Below are 26,244 nucleotides of genomic sequence, written 5' to 3'. Positions count from 1 at the left end.
TATGAATAAAGTTGCTATTATCATGGGAAGTAAAAGCGATCTTCCGGTCATGCAGGATGCTGTAGATATTTTGAAAGAATTTCATATCGAAACGGAAACAGATATTGTTTCTGCACATCGCACTCCAGAATACATGATGGATTTTGGGAAAAATGCACATCATAGAGGATTTGACGTCATCATCGCCGGCGCAGGAGGCGCAGCACACCTGCCTGGAATGGTGGCTTCCATTACGCCACTGCCCGTTATTGGTGTTCCTGTAAAATCCAGCAATTCGATTGATGGGTGGGATTCTATTCTCTCTATATTACAAATGCCTGGCGGTGTTCCGGTGGCTACGGTAGCGCTCAACGGTGCAAAAAACGCAGGTATATTAGCAGCTCAAATTATCGGTGTAAAAGATCCAAAAGTGCAGAAACAGCTACTGGATTATATGGATCAACTTAAAGAAAAAGTTCAAAAAATGAGAGAAGACCTTTAATATTTAGCTAAAAAGATTTGCAATTAAAATCTAATTTTTAAATTTAAAAGAAAATGAAAGCCAGTTTCAACATACTTCTTGTTTCAGTTATTCTTTTTTCCTGTACTTCACCAAAGGTATTTACCGATTATGCTTCTGATGTAGAATTTGATGACTATGAAAGTTTTGCCTTTTATGCCATAGACAATTCTGGTTTAGCAAGACTGGATGAGGATCGTGTGTACTTCGCCATAGAAGACACATTAACCGCCAAAGGTTTTGAGAAAAAAATTATTCCGGATTTTAAAGTAAATTTTTATGCCGAAGTTTTCAATCAAACTTCCAATAGCAATTTCGGCGTTGGAATTGGCGGTTACTCTGGAGGTGTAAGTGGAAGCATCTCACCTCAGAGCGTTAAACGAAACATCGCTTTAACTATTGAATTCGCTGATGGATTAACAAACAATCTTTTTTGGCAGGGTGTTGTTGAAGCCAGATTCGATGAAAACCTGAAGGGTGAAGAGCGTGAAGAATTTTTCAAAATACTTGTTGGTAAAGTATTAGAAACATATCCCCCGGAGAAGTGATTTTGCACATTAATTAGCCAAGTTTATTTATAAGTGATCGGCTTTAGAATTTTGATACAAAGACTTAATTATGCCATCTACCAATCCTATTTTGGGAACATGAACAGATTTGGATCTGCTCCATTTCATAGCCGATAAGTAAATTTTTGTAGCTGGAATTATAACATCCGCTCTGTCTTCATTCAGACTAAGTTCAGAAATACGCTCTTCATAAGTGAGTGAATTCAACAACTGGTAATATGAACTCAAGTAAAAAAATGACAGAGGTTTTCCCAGCTTTTTATGACTAGACTTGAATATATTGTTGATGTTTCCACCAGAACCCACCATTTCAATTCTCGAATAAGGTTTTGTCACTGATTTTATCCAATGTTCAGCTTCTGTCCATACGTCTTCAGAAATCGTGTTATTCAAAATTCTTACCGTTCCAAGTTTAAAGGATTTAGATTCAATAGTCTTCCCATTAGAAAACAAAGTAAACTCAGTACTTCCTCCACCAACATCTACATAGAGGTAGGTTTTATTGTTATCAACCAAACTGTGTAAATCTGTAGCAGCAATTATCGATGCTTCATCGGTGCCGTCAATGATATCTATATCAATCTTACAATCAGAAGCTATTTTCTCAGCCACAGCTTGGCCATTTCGAGCATCTCTCATTGCAGAAGTAGCGCAGGCTCTGTAAGCTTCAATTTTATGGGATTTCATAAGTAAACTGAAAGCCTTCATGGTATCTACCATTCGCTCTAAGCTTTCATCAGAAATATAAGAGGTGGTAAAAACGTCTTGACCTAGCCTGATAGGAACTCTTACAAGCGAGGTCTTTTTAAAGGTCACTGGCTTATTATCGGGTTCTGTTATTGTAGAAATAAGAAGACGAACAGCGTTGGAGCCAATATCTATAGCAGCAAATTTTTTAATGGATAGCATAGTGAATTATTTTATTAGCTGTGTTTTTTTAATTTTTTCTCGTAATAATCATAAAGTTCGAATTGACTTCTAAAATCCGATCCCTCCTTTTTTCTATAGGCATTGTCCTTGTTTGAAGAAAAATCTCTTGCCTTTACATTATCTTTCCAACAAATATCAAAAGTTTCTATTAATTCTTGTTTCAAGTCATCATCATAAATTGGACAAGTGACTTCCACCCGATGGTCAATGTTTCTGGTCATCATATCTGCAGATGATATAAAAACTTTTGGATGCTCATCATTTTGAAAAATATAAAGTCGTGGGTGTTCTAAAAATTTATCTACAATACTTATGGATTCTATATTCTCACTCATCCCTTTTACCTGTGGAATAAGGCAATTTATACCTCTTACGATCAATTTTATTTTAATGCCTGCTCTACTGGCTTCGTAGAGTTTATCAATCATCCCATAATCTGACAAACTGTTCATTTTCAGGAATATCCCTGATTTCTTACCTTCTTTGTGATTTTCAATTTCTTGATCGATTAGTTCCGTAAATTTTGAACGTGTGTAATGTGGTGAAACAATCAGGTGTTTGTATCTCTTGATCTTGTAATTCACTTCGAAGAACTCAAAAACTTTATCAATATCTTTTAAAATGCCCTGATGTGCAGTAAACAAGGTATAATCAGTGTAAATTTTAGCTGTATTTTCATTAAAGTTTCCAGTGCTTACGAAACCGTAATATTTGATTTTCTGATTTTCTAAACGTTCAATTACGCAAGTTTTACAATGCACTTTAAGCCCTGTGACCCCAAAAATAAGCTTCACCCCTTCACGTTCCATTTTTTCAGCATACTTGATGTTGTTTGCCTCATCAAATCTTGCCTGTAATTCTATAGAAACCGTAACGCGTTTTCCATTTTTCGCTGCATTTATAAGAGAACTGGCAATATGTGACACTGCAGCTAGTCTATAAATTGTAATTTTTATAGATTTCACTTTAGGGTCTAAAGCTGCTTCTCTTAAGAACTTGACCGTGTAAGAAAACGTTTGATAAGGAACGTGCTGTAGAAAATCCTTCTTTGAAATTTTCTCCAGGAGACTCCCTTGGATTTCGAGTCCTGGAATCGGCAAAGGCTCTATCTTATCGTAAATCAAGTGTTTAGCACCGAGATCTGGAAAACTCATATAATCCCTTCTGTTATGGTATTTTCCACCAGGAATTAAACTGTCAGTAGTGTCAATTTCCATTTTTTTCAGGAGAAAATCGAGTGTATCCTGTTCTATCTCTTTGTCATAAACAAAGCGTACAGGGTCACCTTCAATCCTGTCTTTTACGCTATCCATCAATTTTTCAATATAGCTTTTACTCAGATCCCCTTCGAGATCTAATTCCGCATCTCTTGTAATCTTTACCATGTGTGCAGAAATGCTATCATAATCGAAAATGTTGAAAATGACATCCAAATTATATCGAATTAAGTCATCGAGTAATATGATATACTTCTTGCCATTTGCGGAAGGAATCTCCACAAATCGCTCTACACTCGATGGAATTTCAATTAAAATATAACGATTGGAAAGTCTGTCTTTTTCCAATTGAATCATCTTCACAGCAAGATAAGCTTTAGAATCCTTAAGGTTTGGAACCTTATCGATATCATTCAACATGATAGTGACCAATGCTGGACTTACCTTTTGAAGGAAAAATTCTTTTAAAAATTTGGCTTGTTCTGAGGTAACTTCATTTTCGTCGATAACATAAATGTCGTGGTCCTTGAGCTGGTCCTGTATAGAAGCCAGTATATCTAAACTTTCAGCTTGCTTCTTGATCACGATTTGAGTGATTTCTTTAAGCAATCTACCAGCATTAAATCCACCCAAAACCTTTTTACCAGCTTTACCCGCCAGGTCAATTCGTTTTACGGTGGCATAGCGCACCTTAAAAAATTCATCAAGATTATTTGAGAAAATCCCCAAAAATCTCAGCCTTTCAATCAATGGAACACTCGGGTCTGCAGCTTCCTGCAATACCCGTTGGTTAAATTTTAACCAACTCAATTCTCTGTTATCGTATTTATTGTCGCGCATTAGCGTAAATGTTTTGGAAATAAGTATAATTGGGTTTCACCTGTCGAAATCTGCTTCCAGGAGTCAATTTCAAAACCAATGCTTACCAAGCCAGAGGTGGGTAAATTATCTATTGGCAAACTACCGAGTTTGCTGACTAATTCTGTGTAAGCAGGATTGTGACCAAACAACATGACATTATCAAGCCTGTCATCGAGTTCTTTTATGAATTCAAGTACCTCATCAGCATCAAACGTATACAATTGAGGCCTTATATGAAAATGTCGATCTTCAATAGCGAGTTTGACTTTGAATACTTCAGCAGTTGTTTTTGCACGTTTTGCCGGACTTGAAAACACCTCAACCGGAAAATCTAAATGCGCCTTAAAAGCTGTACTCACGTGTTCAATATCTTTGTACGCTCTCTCTTTCAAGGGTCTGTCTTTGTCTCCACAGGGAATTTCCAATGAAGACTTTCCGTGTCTCACAAAAATAAGTCGTTTCATATTAAGGGGCTAAACGTTCTATTTTCCAATCCTCTTTAGAATCTGATTTAGTAAATATAAATCTGTCATGAAGTCTGTTGGGCCTACCCTGCCAAAATTCCATAGATTCCGGTCTTACCAAAAATCCTCCCCAATTTTTTGGTCTAGGTATCGTTTCATCTGCATATTTTTTTTCCAATACCTTGAGTTCGTCCTCAAGCACTTTTCTATTTTCGATGACATTGCTTTGATTGGAAACCATAGCACCGAGTTGGCTTCCCTTGGGTCTGGATGCGAAATAATTATCTGAAATATTTTCAGGAACTTTTTCTGCAATACCCTTTATAATGACTTGTCTTTCGGTATTCGGCCAGAAAAATGAAAGGCAAGTATGGGGATTGTTCAGCAAAGCTTGCCCCTTTTCACTTTCATAATTCGTATAAAAAACAAAACCATATTCATTATAAGATTTCAAAAGTACAATTCGGCTTTTAGGGAAACCGTCTTTGCCGATAGTAGATACCGTCATCGCATTGGCTTCATCTAAACCTCCAAATTTTTCAACATCATAAAACCAGGTTCTGAACTGCTGAATTGGATTTTCATCTAAGTTTTCGCGAATCAGGCTAGCTTTTTCGTAAGATTTTCTGTAATTGTGTAATTCGTTTTCCATGTTAGCAAATTAGAAAATTATAGGTTCAGGAGCAATGGATTTGTAAAAATATTGAGACTACTAGAACCTGAAAATTTTACCCGTTTCAGCATTTTCAACATTATCAAAAACAATTTTTGCTTCATTTTCAAATGAGGATAGGTTTTTATAGCGCGCCGAAAAGTGACCTAAAATCAATTTTTTTACGCCTGCTTTTTGAGCAATTATACCTGCTTGTTTGGCTGTCGAGTGTTTGGTTTTATCACACAGATGTTCTTGCTCTTCTAGAAATGTAGACTCGTGATAAAGCAGGGTTGTTCCACTAATCTGCGGAATAATATCCGGTTTAAAGACCGTATCGCTGCAAAATGCATAGCTTGGAGCAGGCTTGGGATCCTCTGTTAATTCTTCATTCTTTATGAGTTGCCCGTCTTTGGTTTCAACATCCTTTCCTTTAACGATGCTTTTGTAATAAGCTTTGTCAATATCCAAATTCTGAACTTTATCAATCAGTAGTCTTCGGTCACCAGGTTTTGCCTTAAATAAAAAACCGTTGGTGTAAACTCTGTGTTTTAAAGGAATAGTCTCTACAGTCAGTTTGTCATTATCCAATATAATTTCCGGTTTGTAAGAATCCAATTGGTGGAAAATCAGTGGATAAGATGTATAGGCATGACTCATCCTGAGTTGGAGCTTGATAATTTCTTCAAGACCCTGCGGGGCATGAATATGAAGCTCGGCTGTTCTGCTAAGTAGGCTAAAGGTAGACAACAAACCAATGAGTCCAAAATAATGATCGCCGTGTAGATGGGAAATAAAAATGTGACTGATCCGAGAAAATTTGATTTTGTGCTTCCTCAAGCGGACCTGCGTTCCCTCCCCGCAATCTATAAGCATGAGTTCACCATTCATATCCAGAACCTGAGATGTAGGATGAGCATTGGCTCTTGGCGTTGCAGAGTGGCATCCTAAAATAGTAAGTTGCATCATATTAAAATCCCAAATCTCTTTCTATTTCTTCGAGACCAATTAAATCTTCTGCCTCTTGAAAAGTCGGAACAACATGAATTTCATCTGGAACTGCGTCAATATTGATTGTATCATTTACAACAACCAGAGATTTTTTGCCTTTTCTATGGGTAAAAGAAAGTTTCAAAAACTTTAAAAGCTCCTCTAAAGTGAGGTTTCCATACTTTTGAATATCTATAACGACGTTCTGATCTTTGAATCGATTTTGAATGCGTGTAAGAAAGTCTGCAAAATCCTCTACATCATCTTTTTCATCGCTAAGAATAATATAATTGTCTTTTTGTTCAGTTTTCATAATTTTTGATTTTTGAAGCCAATAAATACATGACAGCCATACGAATAGCGACTCCGTTTTCTACCTGATTCAGAATAATAGAGTGTTCTGAATCTGCAACGTCGCTTGTGATCTCCACTCCTCTATTGATTGGCCCAGGATGCATGATGGTAACAGGCTTACTCAAAGTATCCAGTAAGGTTTTATTAATCCCATACTGTTGAACGTATTCTCTTGTACTTGGGAAATAAGAATGTTCCATTCGTTCATTTTGAACTCGTAACATATTTGCAATATCGCACCATTCTAAAGCCTTTATAAGATTGTGTTCCACTTTCACCCCTAAACTTTCGATATGTTTTGGAATTAATGAATTTGGGCCACAGACTTTGACTTCCGCACCAAGTTTTTTGAGTGTAAAAATATTGCTTAGAGCTACTCTGGAATGCATAATATCTCCAACGATAACTATCTTCTTTCCTGCCACCTCACCGTATTTTTCCCGAATTGAAAATACATCGAGCAGAGCCTGTGTTGGATGCTCATGCGCCCCGTCTCCGGCATTTACAATACTTGCCTTCACATGTTTGGAAAGAAAAACTCCCGCTCCCGGATTGGGATGGCGCATCACCACCATATCCACTTTCATAGCAAGTATGTTATTGACGGTATCTATAAGTGTTTCGCCCTTAATGACTGATGATGAAGACGCTGAAAAATTAATAACATCTGCGCTCAGACGCTTTTCCGCGAGTTCAAAAGACAAGCGTGTTCTGGTACTATTTTCAAAAAAAAGGTTGGCAATGGTGATGTCCCTTAAACTTGGAACTTTTTTTATAGGTCTGTTGATGACTTCCTTAAACTGATCTGCAGTTTCGAAAATAAGATGAAGGTCTTCAGCAGTAAGGTACTTGATTCCTAATAAATTTGAAACACTAAGTTCTTTCATGATTTATAATTAGTTTTTCAATAAGTATATAGCATCTTCTCCATCGTTTTCTTTCCAGTAAACCTTGACATGTTCATTGTTGATAGCATCTACTTTTCTACCATTATAGTCTGGTTGAATAGGCAAATGCCTGCTAAATCGTCTGTCGATCAACGTAAGTAGTTCAATTTTGGAAGGTCTCCCAAAAGATTGTAAAGCCGTTAAAGCAGAACGTATGCTTCTGCCGGTAAACAGCACATCATCAATCAAAACCACATGTTTATTTTCTACAATAAAATCAATGTCAGTCTCATTGGCTTTCAACACTTTATCTCCGCGTCTGAAATCATCTCGATAGAAGGTAATGTCTAACTTTCCATAAGCCAGAGACGTTAATCCATAGTCTTTTTTCAAAATTTCATAAAGCCTGTTAGCAAGAAAACTACCTCTTGGCTGAATACCGATGAGTGCAGAATTCTCAAAGCTTTTATGATTTTCGACAAGTTGACAAGCTAAGCGCTGAAGAATAATATTGATTTCCTTCGCATTAAGAAGCAATTTTTGGCTCATCGTTGAAATTCGTTTGGTTTACAAAAGTAATTAAAATAAGCCGTATTGCTTAAGAGTAAATTCAATTTATAATTTTACTATTGAAATTGTTACGTATTCAAAAAAATAGTAATAAGATTGTTTTACTGATTGAGCTTTAAAATGAAACTAAAATCTTAGCATTTGAAAGGTTTATTAAAACACATTGGACCTGGTTTTTTATTAGCTGGTGCCGCTATTGGCGTTTCACATCTGGTTCAGGCTACACGTGCAGGGGCAGACTATGGTGTGGTTTTAATTTTCGCCATTTTAATTGCTTGCCTAACCAAATATCCATTTATGGAGTTTGGATCCAGGTATGCAGTGGCCACTGGAAAAAATTTAATAGACGGCTATAGAACTCTTGGACGTAGATATCTTGTAGTTTTTGCTTTAATTACCATCTCTACCATGTTTATTATTCAGGCTGCAGTGACAATAGTTTCTGCTGGTTTAGCCGAGTATTTATTTGCATTTGGCTGGTCTAATTTTACCTGGAGCCTTTTTCTGTTAATCTTTTGTGTTCTGATTTTACTTATCGGTAAATACAAAAAACTGGATATGTTGATGAAAATCGTCGTCAGTCTTTTAACCATCTCCACCCTTTTTTCGGTCGTTATTGCAGCTTTCCAAGTTGATTTTTCTACTATAAGCTTCAATAAATCCTCTGGGATATGGACGCTTAGCGGCATTGGTTTCGTTATAGCCTTAATGGGCTGGATGCCTATTCCTATTGATGCGTCTGTATGGCATTCCATCTGGACCCAGGAAAAAACGATTCAAACTCAACACCGACCCAATTCTAAACAAGCTGGTTTTGATTTCAATTTGGGGTATATCTCAGCTACTTTTCTGGGTATTTTGTTCTTCCTGATGGGGCTTTTCCTGATGAATAGCAGCGACATCCCTTTTGCCTCCGGCAGCGTTGCTTTTTCCGGACAGCTTATCGAAATGTACACTCAAACCTTGGGAGAATGGAGCCGAGTTTTGATTGCTTTTATAGCTTTCGTTACGATGTTCAGCACTACCTTAACGGTTACAGATGCATTCCCTAGAGTGATGTCTAAATTGGTACAGAAGGATAGTGATAGTCGTAAAGAATTAAATCACTATCATTTCTTTATAGTTGTAATTCCGTTGATAGCACTTGGAATTCTTTATTATTTGAAAAGTACGTTTACCGTTTTAGTTGATTTTGCAGCAGGCTTATCATTTTTGGCTTCTCCTGTGTTAGCCTGGTTCAATTTAAAACTGATGACACAGAAAAAAAATCCGATAACATTGAATTCAGGCTATTTGTTGTTTTCTAAAATCTGTTTGTTCTTTTTAATTTGCTTTGGCTTAGGTTATCTGATCTATGAATTTATCGCATAAAAAAACCGCTCTAAAAAGAGCGGTTTTAAATAGTTATTAGGTAATCTAAACTTTGATTACGAACAACACAGTCTACTTAACTTCTTCGAAGTCTACGTCTTCAACATCGCTGTCGTCGCTTCCTTTTGAATCGCCGGCGTCTGGTCCTGGTTGCTCACCACCACCTTGCTGAGATTCAGCTTGTGCTTTGTACATTTCTTCAGAAGCTGTTTTCCAGGCTTCATTCAATTTGTCTAAAGCAGGAGTTATTTTCTCAAGCTCTTTAGTTTCGTAAGCCGCTTTAAGTTCTTCTAAAGCATCTTCGATTGGCTTCTTCTTGTCATCAGAAATTTTGTCTCCAAATTCTTTCATTTGACTTTCAGTTTGGAAAATCATAGCATCAGCTTCATTCAGCTTATCTACTTTTTCCTTAGCCTCTTTATCTGCTTCAGCATTTGCTTCAGCTTCTTGTTTCATTTTCTTGATTTCCTCTTCAGTCAATCCAGAAGAAGCTTCAATTCTGATATCCTGAGATTTTCCAGAAGCTTTGTCTGTAGCGCTTACTTTAATGATACCATTAGCATCAATGTCAAAGGTGACTTCGATTTGTGGAACTCCACGTTTTGCTGGTGGTATACCATCAAGATGGAATCTACCAATCGTTTTATTATCAGCAGCCATTGGTCTTTCACCTTGTAAAACATGAATTTCAACACTTGGCTGATTGTCTTGTGCTGTGGAGAACACCTGAGATTTTTTCGAAGGAATTGTAGTATTAGCTTCTATAAGTTTGGTCATTACACCACCCATAGTTTCAATACCGAGAGACAATGGAGTTACATCCAGTAACAACACATCTTTTACATCTCCTGTCAATACACCACCTTGTATTCCTGCTCCAATAGCTACAACTTCATCAGGGTTTACACCTTTACTAGGTTTTTTTCCGAAGAAGTCTTCCACAGCTTTCTGTACAGACGGGATACGAGTTGAACCACCTACCAGGATAACTTCATCGATATCACTAGTATTTAATCCTGCTGCTTTTAAAGCTTTTTCGCATGGAGCGATAGTTCTTTTGACCAAACCTGAAATTAATTGTTCAAATTTTGACCTTGTAAATGTTCTTACCAAGTGCTTAGGACCGCTTTGTGTTGCAGTAACGTATGGTAAATTTATTTCTGTTGAATTTGAAGACGATAATTCGATTTTTGCTTTTTCTGCAGCTTCCTTCAATCTCTGAAGTGCCATAGCATCTTTTCTAAGATCGATATCTTCATCTTTGATAAATTCTTCAGCTAACCAATCGATGATTACTTCATCCACATCATCACCACCTAGGTGAGTATCACCATCAGTTGCTAATACTTCAAATACACCATCTCCTAATTCTAGGATAGATACATCGTGTGTACCTCCACCGAAGTCAAATACAGCAATTTTTTGATCTGTATCTTTCTTATCCAAACCGTAAGCCAAAGCTGCTGCTGTAGGTTCGTTTATAATTCTGCTTACTTTCAGACCAGCAATTTCTCCGGCTTCTTTTGTGGCTTGTCTTTGTGAGTCGTTAAAATAAGCAGGAACCGTAATTACCGCTTCAGTTACCTCACTACCTAAATAGTCCTCAGCAGTTTTCTTCATTTTCTGAAGAATCATTGCAGAAAGCTCTTGAGGGGTGTACATTCTACCATCAATATCAACACGAGCTGTATCGTTTTCACCTTTTACCACTTTGTAAGGAACTCTATCTACTTCTTTTGTTGATTCAGAAAATTTATTTCCCATAAATCTTTTGATAGAAGAAATAGTTTTTTCTGGATTGGTTACTGCCTGACGTTTTGCAGGGTCACCCACTTTTATTTCACCACCTTCTACAAAAGCTATAACAGATGGTGTTGTTCTTTTTCCTTCAGCATTAGGAATAACCGTTGGCTCATTTCCCTCCATAACAGAGACACATGAGTTGGTTGTTCCTAAATCTATACCTATAATCTTACCCATAATTGTTTTTTTTGTGTTCTTAATAATTGATTTCGAAACATAAAAGTCAATCTTTATGCCATCAAAATGGTTATGACAGAGTGTCACATTAAATGTATTTTAGTCAAAGCCTATCATTTTGAAAGATTATGAATTTAATCTCGAAAAAAACTTGAATATTTGTAAATTCATAAACAAAGCTTAAAACGAATGAAGAAAATTGAATGCATAAGTGTTTTCGATATGATGAAGATCGGCATTGGACCCTCAAGTTCTCATACACTAGGTCCATGGCGTGCATCTCAACGCTGGATTGATGAATTGAAGGAAGAAGGGCATTTAGATAATATCAAAACCATAAAAATCCATCTCTACGGTTCTTTGTCTTTAACAGGCAAAGGGCATGCGACAGACATTGCTGCCATTTTGGGTCTTTGTGGTCACGATCCTGTTACCATGGACATTACTCACATAGATGTAGAAATTGATCGTGTCAAAAATGAAGGTCGGCTAAATCTGGAGGATTCCCGTTTTATCGATTTTGATTTTCATAAAGATGTGATTTTTGAAAAGGACTTCAAAGAATTCCACCCTAATGGAATTACCTATGTAGGAGTTTTAGAAAACGGTCAATCTGTAGAATCTACATTTTATTCTATCGGTGGTGGGTTTGTCGTTAAAGAAGATCGCGAAAATGCGAAGCAAAAACAAGAAGAACTCAAAAGCTTCCCATTTCAAATCAATTCTGCTTTGGAATTGATTGAGCATTGTAAAAAAGAACAAAAAATCATTTCTGAAATTGTTCTCGAAAATGAAAAATCGCTCAGAAATGAACTTGAAATTCATTCTGGATTAGAGAAAATATGGGAAACCATGCTGGAATCGATGTACATCGGTTGTCATACTGAAGGCACTTTACCTGGCGGACTCAATGTTAACAGAAGAGCGGCAAAAATGAACAAGAATCTTCTTGAGCACAGATTTGAAACTTACGATACACCTCAAGAATGGCTGGAGACCATCAGAACCAAAGAAGTAAAGTTTAGACAAATTTTGCAGTGGGTAAGCTGCTTTGCCATATCGGTTAATGAAGTCAATGCTTCACTAGGTCGAGTAGTTACCGCTCCAACCAACGGAAGCTCAGGAACATTACCGGCGGTGATGATGTATTATATGGTCATCGAAAATCATAAGGCGACTTTTGAAGATTTAAAGCAATTTATGCTGGTTGCCGGTGAAATAGGAAGCTTATTCAAAAAAGGGGCGACTATCTCAGCTGCTATGGGCGGCTGTCAGGCAGAAATCGGTGTTTCCTCGGCTATGGCTGCAGGGGCGCTGACTGAGGTAATGGGCGGCACGCCAGAGCAGGTACTTATGGCCAGCGAAATCGCCATGGAACACCATCTCGGACTCACCTGCGATCCCATCGCAGGTTTGGTACAGATTCCATGTATCGAAAGAAATGCTATGGGTGCTATTAAAGCCATCAATGCCGCTGAAATCGCCATGGAATCGGATGCCACTAAAGCCAAAGTTCCTCTGGACAAAGTCATTGCTACCATGTGGGATACCGCTCAGGATATGACTTCAAAATACAAAGAAACCTCTGAAGGCGGACTCGCCATCAAAGTGAATATGAGTGATTGCTAAAGCAGAACACCCCTAATTATGGTATGTAATAGAGTTGTATAAATAGTCCTCACAGGTTTTGAAAACCTTTGAGGACTTAAAATTTAATTAGTTTAAATTCTGAACTAAGAATGATTACTTTATATCAACCAGTTCCAAGTCAAATACCAAAATAGAATTTGCTGGAATCACACCCCCCACTTCTCTGTCGCCGTAAGCCAGGTGAGGAGGAATCACAAATTGAGCTTTTGTCCCTTGGTTAAGTAACAGAAGTCCTTCATCCCAGCCTTCAATCACATGTCCTGCACCAACAGGAAATTCTATAGGTTGTTTTCTCTTATAAGAGGAATCGAAAACCGTTCCATCTACCAGGCTTCCTTTGTAGTGAACGCTAACCGTCTGACCCTTGTTAGGTTTTGGTCCAGAACCTTCGTTGATGATTTGGTAACGCAAGCCGCTTTTGGTTTCTTTAAAACCTTTTGAAATTTCGTCAAGTTTTTTAGCCGCTTCAGCTTTTAACTCAGCTTCTCTTTCTGCTTTAGAAGAATTGAATTTCTCAAAACTCTTTACAGCATCAAAAGCTTTAGCTTCATCACCAACGCGTTCAATTTCTACTGAAGTTAGATTGTCTTTCATTTCAATGCTGTCAACTACATCCTGACCTTCCACAACATAACCAAATACAGTGTGTTTACCGTCAAGCCATGGAGTTGGCTCGTGAGTGATAAAAAACTGACTGCCATTGGTGCCTGCACCAGCATTGGCCATAGATAAGACTCCAGGTTGGTTGTGTTTTAAGTCAGGATGGATCTCATCATCAAATTGATAACCAGGTCCTCCGGTTCCGGTTCCATTTGGATCTCCCCCCTGTATCATGAAGTTATCTATAACTCTATGAAAAATCAATCCATCATAATAAGGAGTTCCTAAATCTTTGGCTGAGTTTTCGATTTTTCCTTCAGCAAGTCCTATAAAATTACCTACCGTTCCGGGGGTTTTATCAAAGGTGAGTTGAACTGTAATTTTACCTTTTTCTGTATTAAAGTGTGCGTATATTCCGTTTTCCATGAGTTATATTTTTTTTTGCAAATCTAAGATTAAATCTAATTCAGATCGACTCAAATTCAGTTTAAAATCCAAGGTGTAAATTGATTATTGGTCGTAGATATATATTTCAGTAGCGCCAAGACCATATTTTTGATAATCTGCATCGTAAAATTCAATTTGATCGTAACGTCTAAAAAGAGTGTGCAGTTCAGCTTTCAAAACGCCCTGCCCAACACCATGAATAAAGACAATGCGTTTGATTCGTTTTTCTATGGCAAATTCGATTTTTTTACGACTGTGTTCCAGCTGAATATTGAGCATTTCAAAATTAGAAAGCTGCGAAGTTTTGTCAATCAGGTTATGAATATGAAGATCCACCTCCATGGCGGGCTGTTGACGCTTAGGCTTTTGTGATGGCCCTTTTCGTTTAGGATTCAAATCTGATTTTAGCTTTTGAAGTAAATTATCATCCTGAAGATCTATATCCAACTGACCTTCAGTTTTAACAATAAGAGAATAGGGAACTTTCATTTCAAAACCATCTGAGGTTTCAAAAGTCACTTCCTCCTTTTCAACTTTTATTACCACTCCTGCGACATTATCATCGAGAAGTTCAACTTTATCGCCAATTTGAAAGCTTTTCCTACTCATTTTCTGAAGAATCTTGGTCGTCTTTTGGGTTATCTTTTGTCCATTGCTTCGTAGAGTTGTATAGTCCTATCATAAGCAAAAGTAAACCTCCCACTTTAAGATAGACGTTTTCATTTTCGCCTGTGAGGTCGTAAATGATAAGGGCAGCCCCTATAATAATAAAGGCTGTAAATAAAGCTTGTTTCTTGGTATCAATCATTAAAAAACGTTTTCAAAAACAAAGATAGGCTCAATTTCTGTTTAGAGCCAATAATTCTTCCAAGTGTTCTCGATTATTCGATAAACGTGGGATTTTATGCTGACCTCCTAATTTATTATGCTGCTTTAACCAATTTTGAAAAAGCTTAGGCTTAGCTTGATGAATTTTCAATAAATCTAAAGTCATGTTATTATAACGCTTGGCTTCATAATCACTATTGATTTCCTGAAGATTTTTATCCAATCGGATTTGAAAATCAGAAAGATTTTCTGGGGGCGTTTTGAACTCTAAAATCCATTCATGCGCTCCTTTCTTATTCCCTTCCATAAAGACAGGAGCTGCTGTGTATTCCATCACCTCGCAATTGAGTTCGCAGGCCGTTTTATTCACGGCAGCTTCAGCATTTTCAATAATAAGCTCCTCACCAAAGGCATTGATATGGTGTTTTGTCCTACCTGTCACCCTGATTCTGTGTGGACTTAAAGATGTAAACCTGATGGTATCGCCAATTTTATAACGCCACAAACCAGAATTGGTCGTAATTACGATAGCATAATTTTTATCAATTTCAACCTCATTCAGGTTGATGACCTTTTCCTGTGGAGTTCCATAAGTCGACATGGGAATAAATTCAAAGAAAATCCCATAATCCAGCATCAGGAGCAGATCTTTGGAGTCGTTATTATCCTGAGCTGCAAAAAACCCTTCAGAAGCATTATAGATTTCATAATACCTCATTTTGTTGCTAGGTATTATATTTTCATATTGATTTCGATAGGGTTCAAAACTGACTCCTCCGTGAAAATATACTTCAAGATCTGGCCAAACTTCACTTATGGAAGATTTACCAGTGGTTTTTAAAACATCATTAAGCAGTACAAGCATCCAGGAAGGAACACCAGCCAAGCTGGTTACACGTTCCTTGATCGTTTCATCAACGATAGCCTGCATCTTGGTTTCCCAGTCACTCATTAAAGACACTTCATTTCCGGGGGTACTGCTATAACTGGCCCAGAACGGCATATTGTAAATAAGCAAAGCAGATAAATCACCATAAGAAGTTCCATTATCTTGATAAATTTCTTTACTACCTCCCAACCTTAAGCTTTTTCCTGTAAATAGTTTAGAGTCTGGATTATTGTTTAAATAAATACACAGCAAATCTTTACTGGCAGCATAATGACAGGATTCCAAGGATTCCTGACTTACTGGAATGAATTTACTTTTAGCTTCTGTAGTTCCGCTGGATTTAGCAAACATCGTAATAGGAGTTGGCCATATAATGTTAGCCTCTCCTTGCCTGCACCTTTCAAAAGTAGATTCAAAATCCTCATAAGTTTGAACAGGAACTCTTTCTTTGAAAGTCTCGTAATTTTTTATCTCGTTAAAGCCATAGGTTTTTCCAATTTCCGTATTTTGGGCTTTATAAACTAAATCCAGTAGCAATTCATTTTGTACTTCAATGGGATGCTTTTTAAACAATTCCATGTGATGAATGCGCTTCTTTAAAATCCAAGAAGCAATAGAATTTACAATTGGTATAGGCATAGACGAGAAAAATTTAAACTGAATTCTTCTTTTATAAGTTCAAAAGAATTCATCAAACTTAATAAAAAATGCAATATAGAGGAGTCTTAAGAAAAATGAAAACTGAGAATAATGAAGAGGTTGACTATTTTTTAGTATTTAAAGAGGATGTGGTTCATCTTAATCAACTTCTAGATAAGGAAATAGCTCTTTATTTTGTAGAATATCAATGTCTTAATTGCGGGAAAAATAAAAAAATATTTAGACAGGGATTTTGCTACGATTGTTTCCAAAATATACCAAATGCGGGAGACTGGATTATGCATCCAGAATTAAGCAAAGCACATTTGGATGAAGAAGACAGAGATTTAGAATACGAAAAGAAAGTTCAGTTGCAGCCTCACATCGTTTATTTGGCTAATTCTAGCAATGTAAAAGTTGGAGTAACTCGCAAAAGTCAAATTCCAACCCGCTGGATAGATCAAGGTGCTCACGAAGCCATCGCCATTTTGGAAACTCCTAACCGCTACTTGGCTGGAATAACTGAAATAGCTTTAAAAAAACATGTGGCCGATAAAACCAATTGGCGAACCATGCTTAAAAATGAGATTGAAGACAAAAATTTGGTGGAAGAAAGAGAAAAAATCAAAGAGTTTATTCCAGATGAAGCCAAAGACTATTACCTGTCTTCAAGCGAAGAGTTTAACATCAATTTCCCTGTAATAGAATATCCCAAAAAATTAAAAAGCCTAAATTTAGAAAAGAACAATACCTTTAAAGGTAAACTGAAAGGCATTAAGGGGCAATACCTAATGTTTGAAAATGGTGTGGTATTCAATGTAAGGAACAACGAAGGTTATGTTGTAGATTTTGAAGTCTTAGCCTAAACAAAAATACCCTGTGATACGCATATCACAAGGTGTGTATAAAAAACTAAAAACTCTTACATATTATCTTTCTCTCTCAAAGACTGGATGTACTGAGCTTTTTTGAGGTTTTGTCTTTTTTCAACAGATTTTTTCGTGAATTGTTTTTTATCACGAAGTGTTTGAAGAACTTTTGTGTCTCTAAACTTACGTTTTAAACGTTTAAGAGCTCTTTCAATTTTTTCACCATCTTTTACTTTAACTACTAACATATAATGATTAATTATTTACAGTTGACTTGAAATTTTCGAATTGCAAATATAGATATTTCAATCATAAATATATCATCAAAATCAATTTTTTCAGTATTTAATTTGAATTTCTTTTATATCGAAAGATTCCAGCCTGTCTTCCTCAAATTCAACAATCAACCTCCCATGATTATCCACCCCTCTTAACAAACCTTGAGCCAGGCTATTATCTGGAAATTGAAAAACACTGACCTTATTGTACCGAAACAAAGAATCATAATAAGATGACATCACTTCCTTATAGCTGCTTCGGTTAAAAAGATCTGGGATTTGTTCAAACTCAGTTAAAATATCTTCCAATAAATTATCAAGACTAAAGGATTTGCCACTCAATATTCTCATTGAAGATGCGCTTGGTAAATTTGGAAACGATTCTTGATTTACATTCAACCCTACCCCAACAACACTTGCTCCTTCTTGATTTTGAGTCATCATATTTTCAATAAGAATCCCTCCTATTTTAAACTGACGTGACAGTATGTCGTTTGGCCATTTGATGAAAAGTTTTGGCATGTCATAAGTGGTTAACACATTTTTGAGTCCTAAAGCAACCAAAGCACTCAGTTTGAAAGCTTCTTTATGAATAGATTTCAAACCCGGCAAATACACGCTAAAGGTGAGGTTTTTACCAGCCTCACTCTCCCAGCCTGTTCCCCGCTGACCCTTACCATCAACTTGATGATGCGCAACCACGCAATATGTTTTTTTTTCAGTATTGATTTTCACGAACTCCTTAAGGAAACTATTGGTAGAACTTGTGGCATCAACTTTGACTACTTTCATAGAGAGCTTAGATATCGAATAATCTTTTGTTAACTGACGTAAAAAAAGGGATTAAAAACCTATTTTCGCGTTAAAATTAAAATTTTTAATGAGTACAAAGAAAGAGCAAATAGACCAATTAATTACATATATAATTCAAGGAATTGAAGACGTTAAAGGTAATCAGATTGAAATTATAGATTTAAGATCTATTGAAAATACGGTATGTGATTATTTCATAGTGTGTTCAGGTAACTCAAATACTCAGGTAGACGCCATCGAAAGCTCTGTCAGAAAAGTGGTTAGCAAAGCACTTCAAGACAAGCCCTGGCATGTAGAAGGCCTTGAAAATTCACAATGGGTGTTGATGGATTATGTAGATGTGGTTGTACATATTTTCCAAACACAAATACGAGAGTATTACGACATTGAGAGTTTATGGGGAGACGCCAAAATAACGTCTATTGAGTCTAATTATTAAAATAAGGTAAAAAGAGAATGGCGAATAAAGCAACACAGAAAAAAAAGGTAGATAAAGATCCGAAAAAGCCAAAGTTCAATTCTTATTGGATTTATATAGGTATTATCCTAATATTTTTTGGTGTTCAATTTTTTGGAGGAAGTGGTTTTAGTGAACCTAAAAAAACCAGTTTAGCGCAGTTTGAACAATTTTTACAGAATGGTGATGTTGAGAAAGTAAATATCATCAAAAACTCAAGAGTCGCTGAAGTCTTCTTGTATCCAGAAGCAAAATCAAGACCAGAGCATAAAGGGACTAATAACGATCAAGTCTTTGCATCTTCTGATAGCCCTGATTATTCATTCGAATTTGGGGATTTACAAAATTTCGAAAATAAAATAGAAAAAATTAAAGACGCTCAAAATTTAGACACCCGTATTTATTACGATACGAGGTCAAATTATTTCAGCGAAATATTGATAGGTCTTCTTCCAATAATTTTGATTGTAGGAATCTGGATATTCATCATGAAGCGAATGAGCAAAGGCGGAGGCGGTGGTCCAGGCGGTCAAATCTTCAACATAGGAAAGTCTAAGGCTAAGTTATTTGATGAAAAAAAGGATGTTAAAACCTCATTCAAAGATGTCGCTGGCTTAGAAGGCGCTAAAGATGAAGTGCAGGAAATTGTCGACTTCCTTAAGCATCCTGATAAATACACAAATCTTGGTGGTAAAATACCAAAAGGGGCATTGCTTGTAGGGCCTCCTGGAACAGGTAAGACTTTGTTAGCAAAAGCTGTTGCTGGTGAGGCTGGCGTACCGTTCTTCTCTTTATCTGGCTCAGATTTCGTGGAAATGTTTGTAGGTGTAGGAGCTTCAAGAGTTAGAGATTTATTCAAACAGGCTAAAGACAAATCGCCGTCGATCATATTTATTGATGAAATTGATGCCATAGGTAGATCGAGAGGAAAAGGTAATATGTCTGGTTCTAATGATGAACGTGAGAATACTTTAAATCAACTTTTAACAGAGATGGATGGTTTTGGAACCAATACAAATGTTATTGTGATTGCCGCGACCAACCGGGCTGATGTTCTGGACAAGGCTTTGATGAGAGCTGGAAGATTTGATAGACAAATTCATGTAGACTTACCAGATATCAGAGAACGTGAAGAGATTTTTGAGGTGCATCTAAAACCACTTAAAAAAATAGCCGATGAACTAGATGTAGAATTTCTAGCCAAACAGACGCCCGGATTTTCTGGTGCAGATATTGCCAATCTTTGTAACGAAGCTGCCCTTATTGCTGCCAGGAACGACAGTAAAGCTGTAGGTAAGCAAGATTTTCTAGATGCTATAGACAGGATTGTGGGTGGTTTGGAAAAGAAAAATAAAATAATGACCGTTGAGGAAAAGAAAACAATAGCTTTTCACGAAGCAGGTCATGCTACAGTAAGCTGGATGCTGGAATATGCGGCACCACTTGTAAAGGTAACTATAGTTCCTCGAGGGCAATCTCTTGGAGCAGCATGGTATTTACCAGAAGAAAGACAAATTGTAAGAACAGAGCAAATCCTTGATGAAATGTGCGCTACAATGGGTGGTCGTGCCGCAGAAAAAGTAATTTTTGATAAGATTTCAACGGGAGCCCTTAGTGATTTAGAAAAGGTAACAAAGCAAGCAAAAGCTATGGTTACTATCTATGGACTTAATGATAAAATTGGAAATCTAACCTATTATGATTCCTCTGGTCAGTCTGATTATAATTTTACAAAACCTTACAGTGATAGAACATCTGAATTAATAGATGAAGAAATATCAAAACTTATTGAAGAGCAGTATTTAAGAGCAATTAATATTCTTACAGAAAATAAAGATAAATTGACTAAACTTGCTGAATTACTTCTAGAGAAAGAAGTTATTTTTAAAGACAATCTAGTTGAAATCTTCGGGGAACGTCCTTTCAAAAAACCTGAAATGATCAATTCCTATAAAAAGAAAGCTGAGGAAAGGAATAAAAATAAATCTTCAGCCGAAGAAACCAAAAACGAGGAAGGCCCTAAGGATTCTAAGGAAGGTGACTCGAAAAAGGATGATAAGATAGAAAGTAATTCTTAAGATATTAAATTTATATTAATAATAAACCTGATTTTGATTTTATCAATCTCAGGTTTTTATATTAAATTTATAAAGTGTAAATTCGAATGAAATTAGAGCAATTTTTATGAACTTTTTAAAACGCCTTTTAGGTATAGATACTAATGAAGTGACCGACGAGTACGGTAACGAAATAGGGAAATTCATGCCTAAACCAGAAACTCCTGTTGATGAAGAGTTTGTTCATAATTTTAAAAAGAATGGAGGTAAATTTTTATACTGTGAAAATGAAAATGAACTGAGACTTAATTTTTCAGAAATTCTTAAAGAGAACAATTGGTCTAATTCAGAAGTATATTGTAGTGAAAGTAAATTATGTGAAGATTTTGCACACACCCAACTCACTTTTACCAAGAATTTAAATGCATGCTTTTTTCTTTCTAGTTGTGAGTTTTTGATTTCAAATACGGGGGCTATTTTAGTTAGCTCCAGTCAAATGGGGGATAAAAAACACTCAGATTTACCTGTAAATTTTGTAATTGTTGCTAAAACAAGCCAACTTATTAAAACTATAGGTGAAGGCTTACAACAAATCAACAAACGACAGGGTGGAAAATTCCCTACAAACATCACCACTATCAAATCATTTGATGAAAATAAAGATTCTGATTTTATGAGCTATGGAAGTACCCCAAAAAATTTATATTTGCTTCTCTTAGAAGATTTATAACAAATGTCGGAAATTTTTAAAAGAAGCATTACTGGTGCTTTATATATCACCATAATAGTTTCTACTGCTTTTTTAAGTCATTACCTTTTACTCCTTTTCTTTACCGTAGTTGGTTTTATTTGCTTGCGAGAATTTCAGACTCTTTTAAGATTTAGAAACATCATCTCTTATGTTTCTCTAGTTGTATTGCTCTACTACTTTAATTTTACTGAAGTTTACCTTCCTCTTCTTATTACTTATATGGCAATGACTTTGGTAGTGAAACTATTCCTTTTAAAAGATTTGTATACGTTTCATGACATTCCTCTTTTTGATGGGAGAAAACATTTGCTGACTCTTTTTTATATTGTTCCTTCTATCATTTTCTTAACCATGATTCCTGTTTACAAGGAAAATTACGAATATGTATTAGTTGGAACTTTTGTATTGATATGGACGAATGACTCTTTTGCTTACCTGGTTGGTAAAAATTTTGGAAAGCATAAATTATTTGAAAGAATTTCACCAAAAAAAACAATTGAGGGCTTTTTGGGAGGCGCCATTGCTTCAATCATCATAAGCTATTTCATTTATACTTACATCGATTTATTATCCTGGTGGGCCTGGATTATTCTCGCAATTATTGTGAGTATATTTGGCACGCTTGGAGATTTAGTTCAGTCCAAATTCAAAAGAAAAGCAGACGTGAAAGACAGTGGTAAGATCATGCCCGGGCATGGCGGCATCTTTGACAGAATGGATAGTATGCTTTTTTCTAGTACATTTGTTTTCATATTTATTTTACTCTTAGATTATGTTTCATAAAGAAGGCTATAAAATTCTAGTTTCAAGTTTAATTGGTTTAATCGTCATTAATCTTTTGACAAATTTTTTGATAGATAAAAATCAACAGTGGATTATCACTTTAGTGTTTGTCGTGACAATCATTATGTTCTATTTAGTTGCTCAATTTTTCAGAAATCCAAAACGAGAAATAGATAAAAACGAAAATCATATTTTGGCTCCTGTCGATGGAAAAGTGGTAGCTATTGAAAAAGTATTTGAACCAGAATTTGTAAATGAAGAACGCTTGCAGGTCTCTATTTTCATGTCTCCCTTAAACGTGCATGTAACGCGTCACCCAGTAGGCGGAAAAATCCTTTATAGCAAATACCATCCAGGTAAATTTCTTGTGGCCTGGCACCCCAAATCAAGTGAAGAAAACGAGAGAACAACAGTAGTTGTAAAAACTAAAAAATTTGGAAACCTTCTTTACAGACAAATCGCTGGTGCTGTTGCCAGGAGAATTGTTAATTATGCAAAAGAAGGAGAAACTGCTGTACAGGGAAGTGATTCTGGTTTTATAAAATTCGGTTCTCGAGTAGATATATTTTTACCCCTTGATGCAGAAGTATTAGTGGAAATAAATGAAAAGGTAAAAGGCGGTAAATCTATCATTTCTAAAGTGGAATAAGATGGATCTAAAAAGTTATTCTGAAGAAGATTTAGATCATTTATTTGAACTTGCCTACATTAAGGTAAGTGGAACCCATCGAAAATTCCCTCAAGATGTTCTCCTATATTTTTATGCTTACTACAAACATGCTAAAAATGAATCTGATCTTAAGGTAACTCAAAACCCCGTAGACGGTGAACAACTAGTCAATGCGTTTAAGGCAAACGCAATGTTTCAAGTCAAGAAGTTTTCTGAAAGAGAGTCCAAAATCAAGTACATCAAATTGGCAAAACGCTATCTTGGTGACGAATTTCAAATAAAATAAAAAAGAGACCAATTGATATCAACTGATCTCTTTTAGAATAATCTAAACTGTGTTGTTTTAAAGGTTTTTTAAACTCTTTGTAATCGTCTGTATTTGTGCTATAGCATCGTCCTTTTTTTGTTTCTCAACATTCACAACTTGTTCTGGAGCATTGTTCATGAAGCGTTCGTTGGAAAGTTTTTTCTCAACAGATTTCAAAAACCCTTCATAATACTTCAATTCTTCTTTCAATTTCTCTTTTTCAGCTTCCACATCTATAGCACCTTCCACAGGTATGAAATATTCATTGGACTTAACTCTAAATGTAAGGCTGCCTTCAACTGGAGAATCAGTATAAGTCAGGCTCTGAATATTTCCCATTTTTAGAATTACAGTGTCAAGCAAATCAGAAACAGATTCATTGTTTAAAACAACCAAATCAATTTGATTTTTAAAGGAAATATTTTTTTCCTTCCTAATAGTTCTAATTCCAGAAATAACTTCAGAAGCAAAATCAAATTCAGAAATAAGCACGGAATCATACTTTTTCTGTGCCGGCCATGAAGAAACTGTTAGGGCTTCGGCTGGCTCTCTTTCAGTGATTTGATGCCAGATTTCCTCTGTCACAAACGGCATAAAAGGATGTAATATTTTTAGATTATCTTCTAAAATTGCAATAGCCGAATCGAGTGTTGATTTGTCAATCGGCTTCTGGTAGGCCGGTTTAATTATTTCTAAAAACCACGAACAGAAATCATCCCAAACCAACTTATAACTGGTCATTAAAGCATCAGAAATTCTATATTTACTATAATGATTTTCCAGCTCTCTAAGTTTCTCTTGAAAAACAGATTGATACCAGTCTACAGCTTTCCTGGAAGAATCAGGTTGCTTAATTTCAGCATCAACTTCCCATGAAGTAATAAGTTTAAAAGCGTTCCAAACCTTATTGCTAAATCCCTTCCCTTGTTGGCAAAGGGATTCATCAAACAACAAATCGTTTCCTGCAGCATTGCTAAGAAGCAACCCTACTCGCACACCATCGGCACTGTAATTTTCTATAAGTCCCAAGGCATCTGGAGAATTTCCTAAAGATTTGGACATCTTTCGCCTTTTTTTATCTCTAACTAAACCTGTGAGATAAACATTTTCAAATGGTTTCTGATCGGTATATTCATAACCTGCCATAATCATACGTGCCACCCAGAAAAATAAAATATCTGGCCCAGTCACTAAATCATTGGTTGGATAGTAGTAATTGAACTCTTTATTATCCGGGTTTCTGATGCCATCAAAAACACTCATAGGCCATAACCATGACGAAAACCAAGTATCCAAAACGTCTTCATCTTGTCTAAGGTCCTTTAAACTCAAAGATTTACCGGATTTTTCTTTTGCTAGCGTTAGAGCTTCCTCTATTGTTTTAGCAACCACATAATCATTTTCTCCATCTCCATAATAAAAAGCTGGTATTTGATGTCCCCACCATAATTGACGAGAAATATTCCAATCACGGATATTTTCCATCCAGTGTTTGTAAGTATTTTCAAACTTTTTGGGATGTAGTTTTATTGCATCACTTTCCAGAACAGCTTTAATCGCTGGCTCTGCTAGATCTTTCATCTTCAAAAACCACTGGTCTGAAAGCCTGGGTTCTATGATGGCTTTTGTTCGTTCTGAAGTTCCAACTTTGTTGGTGTACTCTTCAGTTTTTAATAAAAAGCCCTGAGTGTCTAAATCTTTTACGAAGTTCTTCCTCGCTTCAAAACGATCCTGGCCTTCGTACTTCAGTCCAAAACTATTTAAGGTAGCATCAGGATTAAAAATATCGTACACCTCTAACTGATGCTTTTCTCCAAGAACTTTATCATTTTCATCATGAGCTGGCGTCACCTTCAGACAACCTGTCCCAAACTCCATATCCACATAGTCATCTTCAATAATAGGGATACTTCTTCCCACAATGGGAACTTTAACTTTTTTACCTTTTAGATGCGTAAAACGCTCATCGTTTGGATTAATACAGATAGCTGAATCACCAAAAATGGTTTCTGGTCTGGTGGTAGCTATGGTTAATTTTTCTTCAGAATTTTCTAAACTGTAAGACACATAATAAAGTTTGCCTTGTTTTTCTTCGTAGATAACTTCTTCATCAGACAAGGTGGTTTGAGCTTCTGGATCCCAGTTTACCATACGGTATCCACGATATATCAGCCCTTTGTTATGCAAATCTATAAACGACTGTATAACAGATTCATACATATCATCATCCAAAGTGAATTTGGTTCTTTGCCAATCACAGGATGCGCCAAGTTTTTTGAGTTGATTCAAAATTCTGCCTCCGTAATCATCGGTCCATTCCCAGGCATACTTCAAAAATTCCTCACGACTTAGGTCTGATTTAGAAATGCCTTCAGCCTTAAGTTTTGCGACAACCTTGGCTTCAGTCGCGATCGACGCATGATCCGTCCCTGGAACCCAACACGCATTTTTGCCAAGCAATCTTGCCCGTCTTACCAGAACATCTTGAATGGTATTATTCAGCATATGCCCCATATGCAATACACCAGTGACATTTGGTGGAGGAATAACTATTGAATAAGCTTCTCTTTCATCTATTTCAGAATGAAAAAATTCATGCTTTTCCCAATAGGAATACCATTTTTGCTCAGATTCTTTTGAATTATATTCAAGTTTGCTCGACATGTTTAAAAATTATTTAGAGTGGCGAAATTACTGATAAGTCTCTAAACTAAAAAAATTAAGATTTAGAATATGTAGAGAATTTCTCAGGTAGAAATTTTTATTGATGGTTTACGAAGTGAAAAACTTTACATTCCTGCTATTTTTTAATTTACCCACATTGTTTTTTGGACAAAACGATAAGGCTTAAGCTTTGAATCA

General features: G+C 36.2%; 27 protein-coding genes. 11 read left to right on the top strand and 16 right to left on the bottom strand.

What is annotated here, in order from left to right:
* Position 1: 1 nt before the first annotated feature.
* Together purE and LB450_RS06285 are read left to right on the top strand one after the other, a co-directional pair.
* Entirely contained in the window at positions 2–481 is a 480-nt protein-coding gene (gene purE / locus LB450_RS06290) for a 5-(carboxyamino)imidazole ribonucleotide mutase (protein WP_224487005.1), read from the top strand.
* A gap of 53 nt (positions 482–534) precedes the next feature.
* Positions 535–1,047: a DUF4136 domain-containing protein gene (locus tag LB450_RS06285; RefSeq protein WP_224487004.1), complete on the top strand. Its 513-nt coding sequence runs from the start codon at positions 535–537 to the stop codon at positions 1,045–1,047.
* Between the two features lie 27 nt (positions 1,048–1,074).
* Here the strand turns inward: LB450_RS06285 and LB450_RS06280 are convergent, their stop codons facing one another.
* The 8 genes from LB450_RS06280 to pyrR are packed head-to-tail and all read right to left on the bottom strand — an operon-like array spanning position 1,075 to position 7,972.
* On the bottom strand, positions 1,075–1,977 hold the full coding sequence (locus LB450_RS06280) for a Ppx/GppA phosphatase family protein (RefSeq protein WP_224487003.1): 903 nt from the start codon (positions 1,975–1,977) through the stop codon (positions 1,075–1,077).
* Between the two features lie 14 nt (positions 1,978–1,991).
* Complete coding sequence (gene ppk1, locus LB450_RS06275) at positions 1,992–4,055, bottom strand: polyphosphate kinase 1 (protein WP_224487002.1); 2,064 nt, start codon at positions 4,053–4,055, stop codon at positions 1,992–1,994.
* On the bottom strand, positions 4,055–4,540 hold the full coding sequence (locus tag LB450_RS06270) for a SixA phosphatase family protein (RefSeq protein ID WP_224487001.1): 486 nt from the start codon (positions 4,538–4,540) through the stop codon (positions 4,055–4,057). The genes ppk1 and LB450_RS06270 overlap by 1 nt, the downstream gene beginning before the upstream one ends.
* Position 4,541: 1 nt before the next feature.
* Positions 4,542–5,192: a pyridoxamine 5'-phosphate oxidase gene (pdxH, locus tag LB450_RS06265; protein ID WP_224487000.1), complete on the bottom strand. Its 651-nt coding sequence runs from the start codon at positions 5,190–5,192 to the stop codon at positions 4,542–4,544.
* Positions 5,193–5,252: 60 nt separating this feature from the next.
* Positions 5,253–6,158: a ribonuclease Z gene (locus LB450_RS06260; protein ID WP_224486999.1), complete on the bottom strand. Its 906-nt coding sequence runs from the start codon at positions 6,156–6,158 to the stop codon at positions 5,253–5,255.
* Between the two features lie 4 nt (positions 6,159–6,162).
* A complete protein-coding gene (locus LB450_RS06255; RefSeq protein WP_224486998.1) occupies positions 6,163–6,495 on the bottom strand; it encodes a ribonuclease Z in 333 nt (110 codons plus the stop codon).
* Complete coding sequence (locus tag LB450_RS06250) at positions 6,485–7,423, bottom strand: aspartate carbamoyltransferase catalytic subunit (protein WP_224486997.1); 939 nt, start codon at positions 7,421–7,423, stop codon at positions 6,485–6,487. The genes LB450_RS06255 and LB450_RS06250 overlap by 11 nt, the downstream gene beginning before the upstream one ends.
* A 9-nt stretch (positions 7,424–7,432) precedes the next feature.
* Positions 7,433–7,972, bottom strand: a complete 540-nt coding sequence (pyrR, locus tag LB450_RS06245) for a bifunctional pyr operon transcriptional regulator/uracil phosphoribosyltransferase PyrR (protein ID WP_224486996.1) — start codon at positions 7,970–7,972, stop codon at positions 7,433–7,435.
* 162 nt (positions 7,973–8,134) lie between these two features.
* Between pyrR and LB450_RS06240 the strand changes: the two genes are divergently transcribed.
* Complete coding sequence (locus tag LB450_RS06240) at positions 8,135–9,364, top strand: Nramp family divalent metal transporter (RefSeq protein ID WP_224486995.1); 1,230 nt, start codon at positions 8,135–8,137, stop codon at positions 9,362–9,364.
* A gap of 72 nt (positions 9,365–9,436) precedes the next feature.
* Here LB450_RS06240 and dnaK read toward each other — a convergent pair whose 3' ends face one another.
* Positions 9,437–11,344, bottom strand: a complete 1,908-nt coding sequence (gene dnaK / locus LB450_RS06235; protein WP_224486994.1) for a molecular chaperone DnaK — start codon at positions 11,342–11,344, stop codon at positions 9,437–9,439.
* A 189-nt stretch (positions 11,345–11,533) separates the two neighbouring features.
* Between dnaK and LB450_RS06230 the strand changes: the two genes are divergently transcribed.
* Entirely contained in the window at positions 11,534–12,973 is a 1,440-nt protein-coding gene (locus LB450_RS06230) for an L-serine ammonia-lyase (protein WP_224486993.1), read from the top strand.
* Positions 12,974–13,087: 114 nt separating this feature from the next.
* Here LB450_RS06230 and LB450_RS06225 read toward each other — a convergent pair whose 3' ends face one another.
* From LB450_RS06225 to LB450_RS06210, 4 genes are all read right to left on the bottom strand, one after another.
* Positions 13,088–14,020, bottom strand: a complete 933-nt coding sequence (locus LB450_RS06225; RefSeq protein ID WP_224486992.1) for a peptidylprolyl isomerase — start codon at positions 14,018–14,020, stop codon at positions 13,088–13,090.
* Positions 14,021–14,104: 84 nt separating this feature from the next.
* Entirely contained in the window at positions 14,105–14,650 is a 546-nt protein-coding gene (locus tag LB450_RS06220) for a Smr/MutS family protein (RefSeq protein WP_224486991.1), read from the bottom strand.
* Complete coding sequence (locus tag LB450_RS06215; protein ID WP_224486990.1) at positions 14,643–14,849, bottom strand: hypothetical protein; 207 nt, start codon at positions 14,847–14,849, stop codon at positions 14,643–14,645. The genes LB450_RS06220 and LB450_RS06215 overlap by 8 nt, the downstream gene beginning before the upstream one ends.
* A 30-nt stretch (positions 14,850–14,879) precedes the next feature.
* Entirely contained in the window at positions 14,880–16,397 is a 1,518-nt protein-coding gene (locus tag LB450_RS06210; protein ID WP_224486989.1) for a GH3 auxin-responsive promoter family protein, read from the bottom strand.
* Between the two features lie 68 nt (positions 16,398–16,465).
* Between LB450_RS06210 and LB450_RS06205 the strand changes: the two genes are divergently transcribed.
* The gene (locus LB450_RS06205; protein WP_224486988.1) at positions 16,466–17,263 is read left to right on the top strand and encodes a DUF2797 domain-containing protein; all 798 of its coding nucleotides are present in this window, start codon (positions 16,466–16,468) and stop codon (positions 17,261–17,263) included.
* Positions 17,264–17,319: 56 nt separating this feature from the next.
* Here the strand turns inward: LB450_RS06205 and rpsU are convergent, their stop codons facing one another.
* Together rpsU and LB450_RS06195 are read right to left on the bottom strand one after the other, a co-directional pair.
* A complete protein-coding gene (gene rpsU, locus LB450_RS06200; protein WP_003436964.1) occupies positions 17,320–17,514 on the bottom strand; it encodes a 30S ribosomal protein S21 in 195 nt (64 codons plus the stop codon).
* Positions 17,515–17,604: 90 nt separating this feature from the next.
* Positions 17,605–18,336, bottom strand: coding sequence for a biotin--[acetyl-CoA-carboxylase] ligase (locus LB450_RS06195; RefSeq protein WP_224486987.1), 732 nt, complete (start codon positions 18,334–18,336; stop codon positions 17,605–17,607).
* A gap of 88 nt (positions 18,337–18,424) precedes the next feature.
* Here LB450_RS06195 and rsfS point away from each other — a divergent pair, with 88 nt between their 5' ends.
* The 6 genes from rsfS to LB450_RS06165 all read left to right on the top strand — a co-directional run bounded on the left by rsfS (position 18,425) and on the right by LB450_RS06165 (position 23,361).
* Positions 18,425–18,796 (top strand): ribosome silencing factor, encoded by a 372-nt coding sequence (gene rsfS, locus LB450_RS06190; RefSeq protein WP_224486986.1) that lies wholly within the window; start codon positions 18,425–18,427, stop codon positions 18,794–18,796.
* A gap of 17 nt (positions 18,797–18,813) precedes the next feature.
* A complete protein-coding gene (ftsH, locus tag LB450_RS06185) occupies positions 18,814–20,892 on the top strand; it encodes an ATP-dependent zinc metalloprotease FtsH (RefSeq protein ID WP_224486985.1) in 2,079 nt (692 codons plus the stop codon).
* A 106-nt stretch (positions 20,893–20,998) separates the two neighbouring features.
* Positions 20,999–21,601: an LUD domain-containing protein gene (locus tag LB450_RS06180; protein WP_224486984.1), complete on the top strand. Its 603-nt coding sequence runs from the start codon at positions 20,999–21,001 to the stop codon at positions 21,599–21,601.
* Between the two features lie 3 nt (positions 21,602–21,604).
* Positions 21,605–22,405, top strand: coding sequence for a phosphatidate cytidylyltransferase (locus tag LB450_RS06175; RefSeq protein WP_224486983.1), 801 nt, complete (start codon positions 21,605–21,607; stop codon positions 22,403–22,405).
* The gene (locus LB450_RS06170; protein WP_224486982.1) at positions 22,395–23,054 is read left to right on the top strand and encodes a phosphatidylserine decarboxylase family protein; all 660 of its coding nucleotides are present in this window, start codon (positions 22,395–22,397) and stop codon (positions 23,052–23,054) included. Before LB450_RS06175 ends, LB450_RS06170 begins: the two co-directional genes overlap by 11 nt.
* Before the next feature lies 1 nt (position 23,055).
* The gene (locus tag LB450_RS06165) at positions 23,056–23,361 is read left to right on the top strand and encodes an acyl-CoA-binding protein (protein ID WP_224486981.1); all 306 of its coding nucleotides are present in this window, start codon (positions 23,056–23,058) and stop codon (positions 23,359–23,361) included.
* 57 nt (positions 23,362–23,418) lie between these two features.
* On the opposite strand, the gene LB450_RS06160 is transcribed toward LB450_RS06165, so the two are convergent.
* The gene (locus LB450_RS06160) at positions 23,419–26,046 is read right to left on the bottom strand and encodes a valine--tRNA ligase (RefSeq protein ID WP_224486980.1); all 2,628 of its coding nucleotides are present in this window, start codon (positions 26,044–26,046) and stop codon (positions 23,419–23,421) included.
* Between the last annotated feature and the right edge of the window lie 198 nt (positions 26,047–26,244).

Source organism: Psychroflexus curvus (genome assembly GCF_020164585.1).
Classification (GTDB): Bacteria; Bacteroidota; Bacteroidia; order Flavobacteriales; family Flavobacteriaceae; genus Psychroflexus; species Psychroflexus curvus.
This window is presented reverse-complemented; position numbering and strand designations above follow the sequence as displayed.